The organism is Streptomyces sp. NBC_01314, assembly GCF_041435215.1.
In the GTDB taxonomy this organism is placed as follows: Bacteria; Actinomycetota; Actinomycetes; order Streptomycetales; family Streptomycetaceae; genus Streptomyces.
Genome location: NZ_CP108394.1, coordinates 11,217,594 through 11,234,032, shown reverse-complemented (window position 1 = coordinate 11,234,032; position 16,439 = coordinate 11,217,594). Strand labels below are relative to the sequence as shown.

General features: G+C 72.9%; 12 protein-coding genes. 4 read left to right on the top strand and 8 right to left on the bottom strand.

Going from position 1 to position 16,439, the window contains the following annotated elements:
• The first annotated feature begins 25 nt into the window (after positions 1–25).
• Both OG622_RS49715 and OG622_RS49710 read left to right on the top strand, forming a co-directional pair.
• The gene (locus OG622_RS49715) at positions 26–190 is read left to right on the top strand and encodes a hypothetical protein (protein ID WP_371584462.1); all 165 of its coding nucleotides are present in this window, start codon (positions 26–28) and stop codon (positions 188–190) included.
• 160 nt (positions 191–350) lie between these two features.
• Positions 351–935, top strand: coding sequence for an NADPH-dependent FMN reductase (locus OG622_RS49710; RefSeq protein ID WP_371572215.1), 585 nt, complete (start codon positions 351–353; stop codon positions 933–935).
• A gap of 458 nt (positions 936–1,393) precedes the next feature.
• On the opposite strand, the gene OG622_RS49705 is transcribed toward OG622_RS49710, so the two are convergent.
• The 8 genes from OG622_RS49705 to OG622_RS49670 form a co-directional block, all read right to left on the bottom strand.
• Positions 1,394–2,614: an FAD-dependent oxidoreductase gene (locus OG622_RS49705; protein ID WP_371572216.1), complete on the bottom strand. Its 1,221-nt coding sequence runs from the start codon at positions 2,612–2,614 to the stop codon at positions 1,394–1,396.
• Positions 2,611–4,053 carry an FAD-dependent oxidoreductase gene (locus OG622_RS49700; protein WP_371572218.1) on the bottom strand — a complete coding sequence of 481 codons (1,443 nt, stop codon included), beginning with the start codon at positions 4,051–4,053 and terminating at the stop codon, positions 2,611–2,613. Before OG622_RS49700 ends, OG622_RS49705 begins: the two co-directional genes overlap by 4 nt.
• Positions 4,050–6,173 (bottom strand): molybdopterin oxidoreductase family protein, encoded by a 2,124-nt coding sequence (locus OG622_RS49695; protein WP_371572220.1) that lies wholly within the window; start codon positions 6,171–6,173, stop codon positions 4,050–4,052. Before OG622_RS49695 ends, OG622_RS49700 begins: the two co-directional genes overlap by 4 nt.
• Positions 6,163–7,542, bottom strand: a complete 1,380-nt coding sequence (locus OG622_RS49690) for an MFS transporter (protein WP_371572222.1) — start codon at positions 7,540–7,542, stop codon at positions 6,163–6,165. The genes OG622_RS49695 and OG622_RS49690 overlap by 11 nt, the downstream gene beginning before the upstream one ends.
• Before the next feature lie 584 nt (positions 7,543–8,126).
• Entirely contained in the window at positions 8,127–9,533 is a 1,407-nt protein-coding gene (pcaB, locus tag OG622_RS49685; RefSeq protein WP_371572224.1) for a 3-carboxy-cis,cis-muconate cycloisomerase, read from the bottom strand.
• Positions 9,530–11,506: an FAD/NAD(P)-binding protein gene (locus OG622_RS49680; protein ID WP_371572226.1), complete on the bottom strand. Its 1,977-nt coding sequence runs from the start codon at positions 11,504–11,506 to the stop codon at positions 9,530–9,532. Before OG622_RS49680 ends, pcaB begins: the two co-directional genes overlap by 4 nt.
• A gap of 147 nt (positions 11,507–11,653) precedes the next feature.
• Positions 11,654–13,222, bottom strand: a complete 1,569-nt coding sequence (locus OG622_RS49675) for a class I adenylate-forming enzyme family protein (RefSeq protein WP_371572227.1) — start codon at positions 13,220–13,222, stop codon at positions 11,654–11,656.
• 106 nt (positions 13,223–13,328) lie between these two features.
• On the bottom strand, positions 13,329–13,883 hold the full coding sequence (locus OG622_RS49670; RefSeq protein WP_371583960.1) for an SRPBCC family protein: 555 nt from the start codon (positions 13,881–13,883) through the stop codon (positions 13,329–13,331).
• 472 nt (positions 13,884–14,355) lie between these two features.
• Between OG622_RS49670 and OG622_RS49665 the strand changes: the two genes are divergently transcribed.
• Both OG622_RS49665 and tnpB read left to right on the top strand, forming a co-directional pair.
• Positions 14,356–14,931, top strand: a complete 576-nt coding sequence (locus OG622_RS49665) for an IS607 family transposase (RefSeq protein WP_371572229.1) — start codon at positions 14,356–14,358, stop codon at positions 14,929–14,931.
• Positions 14,928–16,382 carry an IS607 family element RNA-guided endonuclease TnpB gene (gene tnpB / locus OG622_RS49660; RefSeq protein WP_371572231.1) on the top strand — a complete coding sequence of 485 codons (1,455 nt, stop codon included), beginning with the start codon at positions 14,928–14,930 and terminating at the stop codon, positions 16,380–16,382. Before OG622_RS49665 ends, tnpB begins: the two co-directional genes overlap by 4 nt.
• Positions 16,383–16,439 lie beyond the last annotated feature (57 nt).

Genomic DNA, 16,439 nt, shown 5'->3' with positions numbered 1-16,439 from the left:
CCGGCCAAGGGAAGGGAGAACACCGGTGATTGCGCATCAGGTGTACCGGGAGGCGACGCGGGAGAGCCGGGGCTGCCCGGCGTCGGGGAACCCGGGCTTCTTGGAGGTGTGGGCGAGATGCGCCCCGATCCGCCTGGCCGGGTACGAGGACGACCTGGCCGAACCGCACATACTGCAGGGCATCGACTGACCCCGACCGACCGTGAGCTGCCGGGCCCGCCCCCTATTTTTCTTCCGGGCGGAGCCGGCAGCTCACGCGTGTCTCATCGGTTTCTTCGATACCACTTGGAAACCCGCATGCGGGTTTGTTCTTCTGTGGGGAGAGGACTGACCGTAGTGAAAGGGCTGACATGCCTAGTGACCGCATCCGCGTGGCCGTGATCCTGTCGAGCGTGCGCAAGGGCCGTTTCGGCCCCACGATCGCGAACTGGTTCGTCGGCACCGCCGGCCAGCGTGACGACATCGAGGTGGACCTGGTCGACCTGGCGGACTTCCCGCTGCCCACCGCTCTGAGCGACGAGCCGGCACCGGAGGTCGCCGAACTGCTCGCCGCGTTCTCGGCCCGGCTGTCGGCGGCGGACGGCTTCGTCGTGGTGACGCCGGAGTACAACCACAGTTTCCCCGCCGCCCTGAAGGCCGCCCTGGACTGGACCCAGCACGAGTGGCACGCCAAGCCGGTCGGTTTCGTCGGCTACGGCGGCCTGGCCGGCGGTCTGCGGGCCGTCCAGCAGCTGCGCCACATCGTCAACGAGCTGCACGCGGTCCCCGTCCGCGACGCCGTCAGCTTCCACGGGCCGTGGGGGCAGTTCGACACCGACGGCAACCTCATCGATCCGGCCGGCGCGGAAGCGGCCGCCAAGGTCCTGTGGGACAAGCTGAGCTGGTGGGCGGTGGCCACCAAGGAGGCCAGGGCGCGCCTGCCCTACGACAGCTGACCTTCCCCACGCACCCGGCCGCGGGCCGAACCCCTCATCCCCGGGTGACGCCCCCGCCCCGGCCCCACCCTTTGGCCGGGGCCCCGCCCGAAAGCCCCCGGGCCGCGAGCGGCGCCCACCCCCTGCGCCGCTCGCCGAAGACCCTGGCGGGCCGTCCGGCACCACTGCGCCCGGACGGCCGCCAGGGTCTTGGCATGTCCGCGGGCACGGCGGGCGGGTGCGCGGGCGGGGGTTGGAACTGCTCACACCGTCGCCTCTGGCCGTACCCACTTGGCCGGGTCGCGCAGGGCTGTGTCCGTCAGCGGCCTCCGGCCGCGGGGGCCTGGCCGGGCCCGGACCACGCACAGGATGCGCGTCGCCGCCCCGGGGCCGAGAACGCCGGGGGCCGGCTCGCCCGGGACCGTTCGGGGCGCGCGGCTGAACGGACCAACCCCCGCTTTAGTCCACAGGAACGGTTTTCAGCAGCGGGCGGGCGGGGCGGCCAGCAGGTCGTCGGGGCAGGCCGTCAGCGGCCGGCCGAGCAGGGCGCGCAGGACCGGATAGGCCCGGGTGTCTCCGGCGAGGACTCCGCCCAGGACCGTGCGGCCGTCGGCGTCCAGGACCACCTTGGCGTAGGTGCCGGCCCGCCGGTCCTCGCGCACGTACTCGACGGCCCCGTGCGAGCGCGCGTGGGCGTCGCCGAAACCGGCCACCTCCACGCCCAGGAGCTTCAGGCTCGCGGAGGTGTCCGCCCCGGTGAACGCCTCGCCCGGCACACCGAGGAGCCGGCGGGCGACGGTCTCGGCCATCCGCAGGCCGGGGGCGGCCAGGCCGTGGCAGCGGCCCTCGACGGCCGCGCACTCGCCGATCGCGAAGATGTGTTCGTCCGCGGTGCGGCACCACGTGTCCACCAGGAAGCCGCCGCGTTCGCCGCGCACGAGCCCGGGGGCGTGGAGTTCGTCGCGCGGGCGTACCCCGGCGGCGAAGACGACGAGGGCTGCGTCAAGGACGGTGCCGTCGTCCAGTTCCACGCGGTCGGCGCGGCCGTCCGGGCCCGCGCCGACGGCGTGGACGGCGCTCGGGCAGTGCACGCGCACGCCGAGCCGGGTGATCGCCTCGGCCAGTACCCGGCCGCCGCCCTCGTCGATCTGCTGGGCCATCAGCCAGGGGGCGAACTCCACCACATGGGGCCGCATGCCCAGCAGCCGCAGGCCGCCCGCGGCCTCCAGTCCCAGCAGGCCGCCGCCGACCACCACGGCAGCGCGGCCGGGCACCGCGGCCGCGCGGATCGCCTCGACGTCCTGCACCGTCCGGTAGACGAAGCACCCCGGCAGCCCGTGTCCGGCGACCGGGGGCACGAACGGCCTGGAGCCGGTGGCCAGGACCAGCGCGTCGTATCCGAACTCGGTTCCGTCCGCGCACATCACCCTTCTGGCCCGGCGGTCGACGGCGCTCACCTTCGTGTTCAGCCGCAGCCGCAGGCGGCGGTCGGCCAGGACGGCGGGGCCGGCCAGCGCGAGATCGTCGGCGCGGGCGCCGCCCAGGAGGGTGGACAGCGCCACCCGGTCGTAGGCGGGCCGCTCTTCCTCGGCCAGTACGACGATGCGCCACCGCCCGTGCCGGTCGCCGGCCAGCATTTCCTCGACCAGCCGGTGGCCCGCCATTCCGTGGCCGGCCACGACCAGCGTGCGCGTGGTCACGGTGTCCCTCCTCCTGCGGTGTCCACCGCTGTGTGGGTGCCTGCGGGCCCTGCGGCCCCTGCGCCGGCGGCGGCGAGTGTGGTGCACAGCTGCCGTACGACCGGGGTGCAGCCGCCGCATCCCGTCGTCGCCCGGGTCGCCCGGGCCAGTGCCTTGCTGTCGTGCGCCCCCTCGGCCCAGGCGGCCTTCAGCCTGCGGAAGGTGACGTGGTTGCAGTGGCAGGCCACCGCGTCGTCGGCCAGGGCGTCACCGCCCGCGTAGGGCGCGTCGGTGCCGGTCAGCAGGGCGAGCAGGTCGGCGGGCACCGGTGCGTCACGGGTGTACAGGCCGCTGACCGCGGCGACGGCGGCGCCCGGGCCGACGACGACTCCTGTGTGGATACGGCCCTCGCGCAGAGCGAGGCGGGCGTAGCGGCCGCGGGCTGTGTCCCGCAGGGACACCGCCGTGTCCGTGTCCTGTTCCGTGGCGCCCGGGGCGAGCGAGACGATGTCCATGCCCCGTATCCGCGGGCGCAGTACGTGGCGTGCGGGCCGGTACCCCGTGCCGGTGGCGGTGAGGATGCCGGCGAGGGCGTCGGCCTGGTCCCATGCCTGGATCAGGGTCGTGCCGGTCACGTCCGGGTGCTGGGCGCAGTCCCCCATCGCGTGGATGAGCGGATCGCCGGTGCGCAGCCGTGCGTCGACGACGATCCCCTCGCGCACCGCGAGAGAGCTCGCGCGGGCCAGCGCGGTCTCCGGCCGGGTGCCCGTGCACAGCAGCAGGGTGCCGGCCGCCAGTACCTGTCCGTCGTCCAGGACCAGCTTGCCGGGCGCGTACTCCTGGGCCTGGCGGCCCAGGTGGAGGGTGACGCCCCGGCTCTGGGCCCACTGCGCCAGCACGCCGGAGGCCGGGCCGTCCAGCTGGCGTCGCATCAGCCGGGCGGAGCGCTGGACGAGGGTCACCTCCTTTCCGGCGCGGCGCAGTGCCAGGGCGGACTCGACACCGAGGACTCCCCCGCCCAGGACGACGACGGGTCCGGGGGGCAGGGGGGCGCAGTCGGTGGCGGTGCGCAGGGTGCGGGCTCCCTCGGCGAGCTGTCCGCGCGCGGTCACCAGGCCGGGCAGGTCCGGTATCCGCGGCCGCGCGCCGGTGGCCAGGACGAGGATGTCGTAGGGCAGTGTGCGGCCGTCGTCCAGGTGTACGGTGCGCCGGGCGCGGTCGATGCTCCTGGCGCGTGTGCCGGTGAGTTGGCGTACCGCGGCGGGCAGGGCGGGCAGGGTGAGGCGGTCCGCGCTCAGCGTGCCGTCCAGGACCGAGCCGAGCAGGGCCCGGTTGTAGGCGGGGCGGGGTTCGGCGCCGATGACGCTCACCGTGCCCCGGTGGCCGAGCGGGTGCAGGCGGCCGGCCAGGCGGTGGGCGGCGGGGCCGCCGCCGACGATGACGACGTCGCCGCCGCTCATGGCGCCTCCCCCGCCGGTGTGACGCGTACGGCGCTCACCTTGAACTCGGGCATCCGGCTGCGGGGGTCCAGCGCGTCCCCGGTGAGCAGGTTGGCGCGGGCCCGGCCCGGATAGTGGAAGGGCACGAACACGGTGTCCCTGCGTGCCGTGGGGGTCAGACGGACCCTCAGCCGGGCGGTGCCGTAGGCCGAGGTGACGTCGGCGAGCTGTCCGTCGGCCAGGTGGTGGTGGCGGGCGGTGTCCGGGTGCATCTCGACGACCGCCTCCGGCGCCGCCGCGACCAGGTCGGGTACCCGGCGGGTCTGCGCACCCGACTGGTAGTGGGCCAGCACCCTGCCGGTCGTGGCGTACAGGGGGAATCGGCTGCCGGGTGTCTGTGCGGGCGGGCGGTGGTCCACGGCGGTGAACCGGGCGCGTCCGTCGGGGTGCGCGAAGCGGTCCAGGAACGGTCTGGGTGTGCCGGGGTGGCCCGCGCCGCCGGCGGCGGGGCAGGGCCAGTGCAGTGCTTCGCCGGCGTCCAGGCGTGCGTAGCTGATGCCCGAGTAGTCCGCGCGGCTGCCGGCCGTGGCGCGGCGCAGTTCCTCGAAGACCTCCCGGGGCCGGGTGGGGAAGCGGTGGGCGGGCTGGCCGAGGCGGACGGCGAGGTGGTGGAGGACTTCGAGGTCGGTGCGGGTGCCGGGCGGCGGGCTCAGGTGGGCGCGCCGGCGCAGGACCCTGCCTTCCAGGCTGGTCAGGGTGCCTTCTTCCTCGGCCCACTGGGCGACGGGCAGCACCACATCGGCGAGGGCGGCCGTCTCGGAGGGCACGAAGTCGGCCACGACCAGCAGGTCCAGGGCGTTCAGCCGGTCGGTGACCCGGGCGGCCCGGGGCGCGGAGACGACCGGGTTGGACCCGAACACCAGCAGTGCCCGGGGCCCGTTCTCGGTGGCCAGGGCGTCGAGGAGTTCGTAGGCGCTGCGGCCCGGCTGGGGCAGGGTGTTGGCGTCCACGCCCCAGACGGAGGCCACGTGGGCGCGGTCCGCGGGGTCGGTGAGCGAGCGGTAGCCGGGCAGCTGGTCGGCTTTCTGGCCCATTTCGCGGCCGCCCTGTCCGTTGCCCTGCCCGGTCAGGGTCCCGAAGCCGCTGCCCGTGCGGCCCGGCAGGCCCAGTGCGAGTGCCAGGTTGATGAACGCCGCGACGGTGTCGGTTCCCTTGCTGTGCTGTTCCGCTCCGCGTCCCGTCAGCAGATAGCTCCGGCGGGCCGCGGCGAGCATCCGGATCGCGGTGCGCTGGTCGTGCGCGGGGACGCCGGTGACCTGTTCGACCCGCTCCGGCCACCAGGCGACACAGCTGGCCCAGGCGTCCTCGAAGCCGGTGGTGCGGGTGTCGATGTACTCCTTGTCGATGAGGCCCTCGGTGACGGCCGCGTGCAGCAGGCCCAGGGCCAGGGCGAGGTCGGTGCCGGGGGCCGGCTGCAGGTGCAGTGCGGCCTGCTGGGCGGTGCGGGTGCGGCGGGGGTCGATGACGATGAGGTCGGCCCGCTCCAGGTGGCGCATGAGGGGCGGCATCGTCTCGGCCGGGTTGGCGCCGGCCAGCAGCACCACATCGGCGTCGGCGAGGTCGCTCACCGGGAAGGGCAGGCCGCGGTCGAGGCCGAACGCCTCGCCTGCGGCCGCGGCCGCCGACGACATGCAGAAGCGGCCGTTGTAGTCGATCTGGGCGGTGCCCAGGGCCAGGCGCGCGAACTTGCCGAGGGTGTAGGCCTTTTCGTTGGTCAGTCCGCCGCCGCCGAACACCGCGACCGCGTCGGCGCCGTGGCGTGCGCGGATCGCCGTCAGTTCCGCGGCCACCAGGGTGAGCGCGTCGTCCCAGCTCGCCGGGGCGAGTTCGCCGTCGGTGCCGCGCACCAGGGGGGTGCGCAGCCGGTCGGCGGCGCCGAGCACGGCGGGTGCCGTCCACCCCTTGTGGCACAGGCCGCCCTGGTTGACCGGGAAGTCGGGCGAGGGCCGTACGGCGACGCCGCCGCGTTCGCCCGACAGCACCGTTGCGCACTGCAGGGCGCAGTACGGGCAGTGCGTCGTGCTCTGCCGTGCCGTCGGCGGCACTGTGCCCGGTCCGGGTGCGGGGTGCTCAGCGGACATGGGAGGCCTGCGCTTTCCGGGCCGGGGGCTGTGCGCCGCTGCTGCGTTCGCCGCGCAGGTACACCGCCCGGATCAGGGCCGCGCACAGCCCGTAGTAGAGGAGGAAGGTGTAGAAGGCGGCCTCGCCGCTGCCCAGTTGGCCGTAGGCCGTGCGGAAGGCCAGGTTGATGGCGACGCCGCCGAGGGCGCCCGCCGCTCCGGCGATGCCGATGACCGCGCCGGACAGGCGGCGTGCGCGGGCGAAGGCCGCGGCGGCGTCGTGGCCGGAGGTGACGGCGGTCTCGGCCTGCCGGGCGAAGACCACCGGGATCATCTTGTAGGTGGAGCCGTTGCCGATGCCGCTCACCACGAACAGTGCCGTGAAGCCGGTCACGAACAGCGGGAAGGATCCGCTGCGGGTGGCGGTGAGCAGCACGCCGATACCGGCGGCCATGCCGGCGAAGGACCACAGCGTCACCTGGGCTCCGCCCCACCGGTCGGCCATCCGTCCGCCGGCGGGGCGGGCCAGCGAGCCGAGCAGCGGCCCGAGGAAGGTGAACGAGGCGGCCTGCAGGGGGGTGGAGCCGAACTGGCTCTGCAGGACCAGGCCGAAGGCGAACCCGAAGCCGATGAAGGAGCCGAAGGTGCCGATGTACAGCAGGGAGATCCACCAGGTGTGGCTGCTGGCGGCGGCCTCGCGCTGGGCGCCGGGCGGGGTGCGCACCACCGCCACGTTGTCCATGCGCAGCGCGGCCAGCAGGGACACCAGCGCGATCAGCGGGAGGTAGCAGGCGGCGACGTAGGCGGGGTGGGTGTCGCCGGCGACGGAGATCACCAGCAGGCCGAGCAGCTGGACGGCGGCGACGCCCAGGTTGCCGCCGCCGGCGTTCACGCCCAGTGCCCAGCCCTGGTGGCGCTGGGGGTAGAAGGCGGTGATGTTCGTCATCGAGGAGGCGAAGTTGCCGCCGCCCGCGCCGGCGCTCGCGCCGATGAGCAGGAACACCCACAGTTCGGTGCCGGGCCGCTGTACGAAGTAGACGGTCAGCAGGGTGGGTATGAGCAGCAGGGCTGAGGCGAACACGGTCCAGTTGCGGCCGCCGAAGCGGGTCACCGCGTAGCTGTAGGGGAGTCTGAGCAGTGCGCCCGCCAGGGTGGGTACGACCACCATCAGGAATTTCTCGTCGGGGGCGAAGTCCAGCCCGATTTTCGGTGACATGAACAGCACGAGCACCGACCACATGCTCCACACGGAGAAGCCGATGTGCTCGGACAGTACCGACAGCAGCAGGTTGCGCCGGGCGGTGCGCCGGCCGCCGCGCTCCCACTGCTCCTCGTCCTCGGGGTCCCAGTTCTCGATCCACCGCCCTCGGACGGATGGTGCGCTGGTCATCATTTCCTCGGCTCTCTACGGGTCGGGGCCGGCGCGGCCGGCTCGCACCGGGCCGCGGCGGAAAGGGGGGTGTTGGCTGCTTGCCAAGGAGTACGTACGACGCCGGTCGGATTGACTCGGTCGCAAGGTGGCCGGTTGGCCGGGCTCGGGGTGTCAGGGGCCGTTGGGGTGGGTGTGGGCGGGCGGGCCGGGATGCCGGGTGCGGCGTCGGTGTGCGGGGGGGGGTGATAACTGCTCGCCAAGGAGTGCACACGAGGTCGAATTAGCTCGATCGTGTGATCGCCTACTTGCTGGCTTGCGGAGTCCTGGGCTGATCGGGCTAACGTGATCGTGCGACCTGGGACACCGGGTACGGCGTCAGCGTGCGGGGCCCCTGCTCCACCAGAGAGATGGTTCAGGGCCTCCCCGTCGCCTCTGGCTGTACCCAACTGGCCAGGTCGCGCAGGGAACTGGCCTCCCGGGCCCGGACCACGCACAGGATGCGTGTCGCCACCCGGGGTCGAGTAAGCCGGGGACCAGCTCGCCCAAGACCGTTCGGGGCGCGCGGCTGAACGGACTCACTCCCGCTCAGTCCACAGGAACGGTCAGTGCCGCAGTGCGCGGTCCACCAGGGCGGCGGCGGCCCCGGTGTAGCGGGCCGGGTCGCACAGTTCGGCGAGCTGGTCGGTGATGTGCGCCGGCAGGTCGGGCAGGGCGCCCAGGACCTCCGCCAGCGGCCGGCCGTCGGCCGAGGCCCGCTGTGCGGCCTCGCTCAGCACGGTCCTGGCCCGGTCCCTGCCGAGGAGCGGGGCGAGTTGTGCGGCGACGCGTTCGGAGACGATCCGGCTGCCCGTCAGGTCCAGGTTGGCCCGCATCCGTTCGGGGCTGACCCGCAGGCCTTCGGTGAGTTCGACGGCCGTGTGGGCCGCTCCGCCGGTCAGCCGCAGGCACTCGCGCAGCAGTTGCCATTCCGCGTGCCAGGCGCCCGCGGACCGCTCGTCCTCGGACACCAGGCACTGGGTCAGGGCCGTGGCGAGGGCGGGCACCTGCAGGGCGGCGCTGCGCAGCAGGGTGGCCAGTACCGGGTTGCGTTTGTGCGGCATCGCCGAGGAGGTGCCGCGGCCGGCCGGGCCGGGTTCGCCGACCTCACCGACCTCGGTGCGGGCCAGGCCCTGCACATCCACGGCGATCTTGCCGAGCGCGCCGGTGGTGAAGGCCAGCGCGGACGCCAGGTCGGCGACGGGGGTGCGCAGCGCGTGCCAGGGCAGGACCGGCCGGGCGAGGTGTGTCTGGGCGGCGTAGGCGTCGATGAGGAGGTCGGGGTAGGTGTCCGGGTCGGGTGGCGGGCCGGTGCGGCCGGCGGCCGCGTGCTCCAGATAGCCGGCCAGGGTGCCGGCCGCACCGCCCAGGGAGACGGGCAGTCCGCCCTCGTGGACGCGGGCCAGCCGTGTCTCGGCGTGAAGGACGAGTTGGCGCCAGCCGGCCGCCCGCAGGCCGAACGTGGTCGGGACCGCGTGCAGGGCCAGGGTGCGGCCGACGGCGAGGGTGTCGCGGTGCCGGGCGGCCAGCCGGGCCAGCGCCCGGGCGGTGCGCCGCAGGTCGGCGCGGATGATTTTCAGGGCCCGGTCGGCCACCAGCATGGCGCCGGTGTCCAGGATGTCCTGGCTGGTGGAGCCCCGGTGCACGTATTCGGCGGCCGCCGGGTCCTTGTCGGCCACCACCGCGGTGAACGCCTGCACCAGGGCGACCACCGGATTGGCCGTCTCCCGGGCGGCGAGCGCCAGGGCGCGCAGGTCGAGGCGGTCCGCCTGGGCCAGCTGGGTGATGGTTTCGGCGGCGTGCGCGGGCAGGGTGCCCAGGGACGCCTGCGCCCGTGCCAGGGCGGCCTCGGCGTCCAGCATGGCCTGCAGCCATGCCCGGTCGCAGGTGGCCTCCTCGACGGGGGTGCCGGCGCGGACGGGGGACAGCAGCCCGGTGTCGGCGTCCGTGCTTCCTTCCCGGCCGGGGGTCACACGATCACCCCGGACAGGTCGCTGTCGGCCTGGACCGGCCGTACGCCGTCGGGGACATGGGCGGCGGGCGGCAGGGCGAGTACCGCGCGGGCGATCGCGTCGGAGTCGCCGAGGGTGACGGAGTCGACGCCGGGCCGGATGCCGGCGGCGGTCACCCAGTGCACCGACTCGGTGGGAACGCCGTAGGCGAAGCGCCGGGGGTGGGGGCGGCCGCGGCCGTCGAGCAGCCGGTAGGGGCGTTCGGTGACCGCGAGCCCGCCGGTCTCGTACGCCGGGCCGCCGGTGGCGGCGATGCGGTACGCGGTGGCCTGGTCGGTGTCGAGGAGGTGCTGGAGCAGGGGGTCCTCGGTGCGGCGCAGGTCCGGTTCGGGCAGGCGGGCCTCGATGAGTGCGGTGGCCCGCACCGGCTCGCCGGGCACGCTGGTGGAGCGGGCGCAGTACACGTGGGCGGTGGTGTCGATGCGGACCTGCGTGCCCGGGCCGGTCACGCTCAGCACGCCGGCCTCGATCAGCGCGATCATCTCCTCGATGCGGGAGGCCGGCGGGCCGATCGAGAGGAACGCGTTCAGGGGTGTGTACCAGCCCTCCAGGTCGTCGCGGTGCGAGCCGCCCTCCAGTCCGCCGTGGTCGACCGCGAGGCGGATCTCGTTGCGCAGGTCGCGCAGCACGTCCAGGGCGGCCTTGAGCGGGCCGCTGACGTTGCCCCGGCGGGACTCGGCGACGTCGTGCCGCAGGTGCTCGAGCAGCCAGCCGGTGAAGTCCTCGCGGCCGGTGAAGACGCGCTCGCCGTAGGGGCGGGACAGCCGCTCCCAGTTCCAGCGCTCCGGTGGGGCGATGCGGTAGGAGTCCAGCAGTGCGCCGCGCTCGTCCTCGGTGTCCAGTTGGAGGAAGTGTTCGGTGAACTCCTCGCGGTGCTCGCCGCGGCCCTGCGCGCTCAGCAAGGTCGCGTAGTAGACGCTCTCCACCTCACGGGAGATCAGCGGCCACAGGTCCTCGCCGAAGCTGACCGGCTGTCCGGCGGCGGAGCGCTCGCGCAGCATCGTGATGTAGGCGGGGGTCAGCAGGGTGGGGAAGTAGCGGCCGGTGGCGCCCTTCTCGTTCTCGCCGCGTGCGTGATAGGGCACGCCGCGCCGGGAGAAGGCGAACAGTTTCGGTTCGCTGCCCGAGCGGCGGTAGACCAGGCGGCCGTCCTGGCGGACGAAGCGCCCGCCGCGGCCCAGGGTGAACAGGGCCATGTGGTCGAAGAAGTTCAGGCCCAGGCCGCGCACCAGGACGTGCTGTCCCGGCTGGATGCCGCTGAGATCCAGATCGGCCGGGTTGGCCGGGGTGATGTAGGTGAGGTGGTGGATGCGTGCCAGGCTCGCGGTGCGTGCCTCGCGTGCCGACAGCCGGGCCGAGAGGTGGCCCTGGGCCATCACGACGGCGTCGAGTTCGTTGAGGCGGATGCCGTTCTCCAGCCGGATGCCCTGCGGCCCGCCGGGCACGCCGTGGGTGTCGGCCGCGGCGACGGCGCGTGAGCGGTGTACGCGGATCTCGACGTGGGCGGGGGCGCCCGCGACGATGCGTTCGAAGCAGTCCCGCAGGTAGCGGCCGTAGAAGGCGCGGGTGGGGTAGGAGTCGGGGCCCAGCCGCTCGGCCTCGGCCTGGACGGCGGGGCTGGTGTCGGCCGGGTCGCCGAGCAGTGCCAGGCTCTGGGCCCACTCGTACAGGCTGGGGCCGGGTTCTATGGGGCCGCCTATGCGGGCGCTGTCGTCGGTGAAGACGGTGATCTGCGAGGCCACGGTGTTCATCAGCAGGTGCTGGGACTGCCCGGTGCGCCATACCGCTCCGGCGCCGGGCGCCGAGGGGTCGACGACATGGACGGTGAGCGCGCTGTGCGAGGGGGTGCTGCGTTCGTTGGCCAGCAGGCGTTCGAGGACCGACAGGCCTCGGGGACCGGCACCGATGACACACACCTCGAGGGTGCTGCTCATGGGGACAACTCCGTTTCTGGGCAGGGGCGGCCGGCGGCCGGAAGGGGACCGGCCGCCGGTCGCGGACAGGGAAGCGGGATGCCGGGGGCCTTGATGAGGGGTGCGGGCCGTCGGGGCCCCGGGGGCCGGGACGTTTTCGGGCGGGTGCTAGCCGGCGGTGCCTGCCGCCAGCAGGCGGGCCAGCTCCAGGCGCTTGATCTTGGTGGTGGCGGTCTGCGGGAGGTCCTCGAGACGCCACTGGACCGGGTCGGCGAGGGCCGGCAGGTCCACCACGGCGCTCTTCCAGGACAGTTCGTCCAGCGGCACGTCGTTGCGGGTGCACACCACCGGCACCGCGCGTCCGTCGGGGCCCGCGATGATGATGACCTCGATGAGTTCGGGCAGCCGGGTGAACAGCTTGTCCTCGATCTCCAGGGTGGACTGCACGCCGGGGATCTCGTCGACCTCGCGGTCCAGCAGGTGCAGGCAGCCGAACCTGGTGCGGTAGCCGACGTCGCCCATGCGCCACCAGCCGTCGTTGACCTGCTGCTGCCAGCGCTGGTGCTCGCCCAGGTAGGTGACGATCCGTCCGTCGCTCCTGACCTCGATGAAGCCGGGGTTGTCCTTGGTGACCGGGGCACCGTCGCGGCTGACGACGCGCACCCCGGTCATCCCCGGGAACGGGACGCCGACGCAGCGGCCGTTGAAGTCGGCGCCGTCCTTGAGGGAGTAGGTGCGCGCCGCGATCGGGCCGACCTCGCTCTGTCCGTAGGCCTGGGCGAAGCGCCGTCCCCTGCGGCGGGAGGCCTTCAGCAGGGTGTTGACGGTGCGCGGGTGGATGGCGTCGAAGGTGCTGGAGAAGTACTTCACGTTCGCCAGCGGGCCGCGCGGGTCGTCGGCCAGTTCCTCCCAGCGCAGGAAGGTGTTGGGGTGGGCCTCGATGAAGCCGGGCGGGATCTGGGTGAACAGCTCGCCGACGGTCTGGGGGTCGTCGTCCCTGAGGATGATGAGCGGGTGGCCCTGCAGGATGGAGATGGGCATCGCCGTGAACATCCGTGAGTGCACGAACGACACGTGGATCGCGACGGGTTCGCTGCGGCGCACCGTGGTGGCCACGACGGTGGCCTGCGGGCGGTAGCGGGACTCGAAGCTCATGGCGGTGTGCACGGCCAGCTTCGGTGTGCCGGTGGTGCCGGAGGTGTGGGTGATGAGGGTGGGGTGGTCGATCGGCATGGCCACCGCGGGCACGCGTTCGACGCCGGCCAGCGAGGCGAAGGAGGTGGCCTGCTCGTGCTCGCCGGAGGCGAGCAGCACGGTGCGGGACAGGCCGAAGACCTCGGCGGGCAGGTCGGCCTGGAGTTTGTCCTGGTCGGTGACGAGGAAGGGCCGGCCCACGCGGCGCAGCAGTTCGGCGACCGTGGCCCCGTCGAGTTTCGGGGACAGCAGGACCGGGATGGCGCCGGTCCGGGCGATGGCGCAGGCGAGCAAGGAGATGTCGAAGTTGTCGCTCTTGTGCACCACGACGTGGTCCCCGGGGCGTACCTTGACCGACCACAGCCGGGCGGCGAAGTCGTCCACCAGGTCGGCCAGTTCGGTCAGTGTCACGCGCCGGCCGAGCCTGGGGGCGATGTCCAGGTCGTGGTCGAGAATCACGAAATTCGCCGGATGGCGGGCCGCCGCTCGGTCGAACAGCGTGCCCAGCCGGATTCCCTTGCTTCCTATTCGTTGGAGAAACATGTAACCGATCTCTCGTCCATGGCTGCGGATTCCTGAAAGGGGGGGTGCTCTGTTTCACAGCTGACTGGTTTGCGGGCGGGTGAGGGCCGCGCGCCGTTCGTTTGTGTCAGTTCTTCTCGATGACGTCCTTGATACGGGCGAGCGTGTCGTCGAGGTCCTGTTCGAGCTTGGCGGTCCAGTCGTCGACGAACCGCTTCCGGGTGTCCTCGTCGAGGCCGGCGACGATCTTGTGGATTCCGGCGGTGGCCCTGCCCATCCGGAAGTGGTGGACGAGCCAGGAGGTGCCCTCGCCGGCGTCCTGGACGTCGAAGCCCCAGATCGACTCCTGGTCCTCGCGGGCGTGGGTGAGCATCATCCAGCGGAAGGTCCGGCCGGGTTCGGCGGCCACCACGCGGGACTCGGTGTACCAGGTGCCGCGCACGAGCGGCGCCCAGCCGACCACGTCCTGGCTGCGCAGGTTCTCGCCGCGGAAGACCGAGCCGACGGCCGAGGGCTCGCCGTGGGTCCACTGCCCGCCCATGCACTCCGGGCTCCACTCCTTGCTGCGGGTCAGATCACTGACGACGGAGTAGATCTCGGCCGGACTCGCCGAAATACGAATACGGGCGTCGAGTTCGAAAAGGGGGGACTGGTCGATGACGCTTTCGCTGGTGACTGTCATGGCGGCAATCCTGCCGATGGCCGAGGAAGGGGAGCAATCAAGCGGTCCGGGGTCCGTCAGGTTCGACACGTGACATCCGTGCGGGCGAAGCCGATCGCCGAATTGCCGAATCGCCGGGCATTTCCCACCGCGGTGCCGTTTCCGGCCGGAGCGGGGGTGCATTCGCCCGCGCGTCGCAGCGGTGCGGGTTCGGTCCGGGGGCGCGGCGGGCTCGAACTGTGGAGCGGGGCGGGCTCGATCCGGTGGGGTGCGGCGGAGGCTCGGTCCGGTGGGGCGCGGGACGGGTTCGGTCCGATGGGGTGCGCAGGGGGTTCGCCGTGCGGCCGGGGTGCGGCGGAAGCTCGGTCCGTGGAGCGGGGCGCAGGGCGCTCGGCCGGGTGAGGTGCGGAGGGGGGTGTCGTGCGGTGGTGCTAACAACTGTTGCGTGATTCATCGGTAAATCTCAGCCTTTCTCATCTACTATCTTGATCGCGTGAAGCTTTCCGAGTGGGCGGCACGCAACGGCGTGCATTACCAGACCGCGTGGGCGTGGGCGAAAGAGGGCCGTATGCCGGTCCCTGTGCGCCAGACGCCATCCGGAACGTGGCTGGTCGACGAGCCCACCTCGGAGGCATCCGGCCGGGTCGTGGCGTACTGCCGGGTCTCGTCGGCGGACCAGGAGCCGGACCTTGACCGGCAGGTGGCCCGTGTGGTCCAGGGGGCCACTGGTCTTGGCCTGCCGGTTGCGGAAGTCGTGACCGAGGTCGGCTCGGGGCTGAATGGGCGGCGCCGCAAGCTGCACCGGCTGCTGTCCGACCCGCAGGCCGCGGTGATCGTGGTCGAGCACCGTGACCGGCTGTCCCGGTTCGGCGCCGAGCACCTGGAGGCCGTCCTGTCGGCGTCCGGGCGGCGTCTGGTCGTCCTCGACCCCGCCGAGACCGCCGATGACCTGGTGCGGGACATCACCGAGGTGCTGACGTCGATGTGCGTGCGCCTGTACGGGCGGCGGGCGGCGAAGAACCGGGCCGCCCGCGCGGTGGCCGTAGCGACCGGCGAGGCCGCCGAGTGAAGAAGTTCCAGCCGCAGCCCGGGTTCGTGGTGCAGGCGTTCCGCTTCGCCCTGGGCCCGAACGCCGCCCAGGAGCGCGCGTTGCGCTCGCACTGCGGTGCTGCGCGGGCCGCGTACAACTGGGCTGTCGGCTGGGTCGAGGCGTCGTGGTGGCAGCGCCGCGCGGAGGAGTCCTACGGGATTCCCGAGGCGGAGCTGACGCAGTGGCGGCCGTGGTCGCTGCCCGCCCTGCGGAAGGCGTTCAACGAGACCAAGCACACCGACCCCAGGTTCGCCGGGTGGTGGGAGGAGAACTCCAAGGAGGCGTACTCCACCGGGCTGGCGAACGCTGCCGCCGCGTTCGACAACTACGCGAAGTCGAAGCAGGGCAGGCGCCGTGGCCGTGCGATGGGCATGCCCCGGTTCAAGTCGAAGCGGAAGGCGCGTCTGTCCTGCCGGTTCACGACCGGCGCGATCCGCGTGGACGCCGACGGCCGGCACGTGACGCTGCCGAGGCTGGGCACGATCCGCACCCACGAGCCCACGGTGAAGCTCCTCACCCGCGTCCAGGCCGGGACGGCGCGGATCCTGTCCGCGACCGTGCGGCACGAGCGCGGACGCTGGTTCGTCTCCTTCCAGGCCGAGGCCAAGCGCGACCTCGAACGCGTCGCCCGGCCCGGTGCAGCGGTCGGTATCGACCTCGGGGTGAAGACCCTCGCGGTGATGGCCGACAGCTCCGGCGAGATCCGCACCGTGCCCAACCCCGGGCACTACGACCGGGCGCGTAAGCAGCTGCGCCGCGCGTCCCGCGTCGTGTCCCGCCGCCGGGGCCCCGACCGCAGGACCGGGCAGAAGCCGTCGAAGCGGTGGGAGAAGGCCAACGCCGTCCGCAACAAGATGCATCACCGGGTCGCGAACCTCCGCGAAGACGCCCTGCACAAGCTCACCACGAGCGTGGCGGCCGAGTACGGCACCGTCGTCGTCGAGGACCTCAACGTCGCCGGGATGCTCCGCAACCGGCGTCTCGCGCGCAGGATCGCCGACGCCGGATTCGGTGAGATCCGCCGCCAGCTCACCTACAAAACGCAGCGCCACGGCTGCCGCATCCTGGCCGCCGACCGCTGGTACCCCTCCTCCAAGACCTGTTCCGGGTGCGGTGTAGTGAAAGCCAAACTGCCGCTGCACATCCGGACCTTCGAATGCGACGCCTGCGGCCTGGTCCTCGACCGGGACGACAACGCCGCACTCAACCTCGCCGCCCTCGCGGCAGCCTGCACGACTGGTACCGGAGTGGCCGGAGACCAGGACACCGCCCCGGCGGTGTCGAAGCCTCGTGGAGCCGACCAGAAGACCCGCGCCACCCGCCCCCGCCGCAAGACGGGTGCGGGGCGGGCAGGTGGCGCAACCCTGCCGCACCAGCGGCGGAAGGAAGCGAGAGACCGTACTCAAACCGAAGCCCTCACGCTCTGGTGACGAGACGGACCTTCCGGGCCGGAATGCCCGGAATGCTGAGAGCCGCTGAGGCTCTGA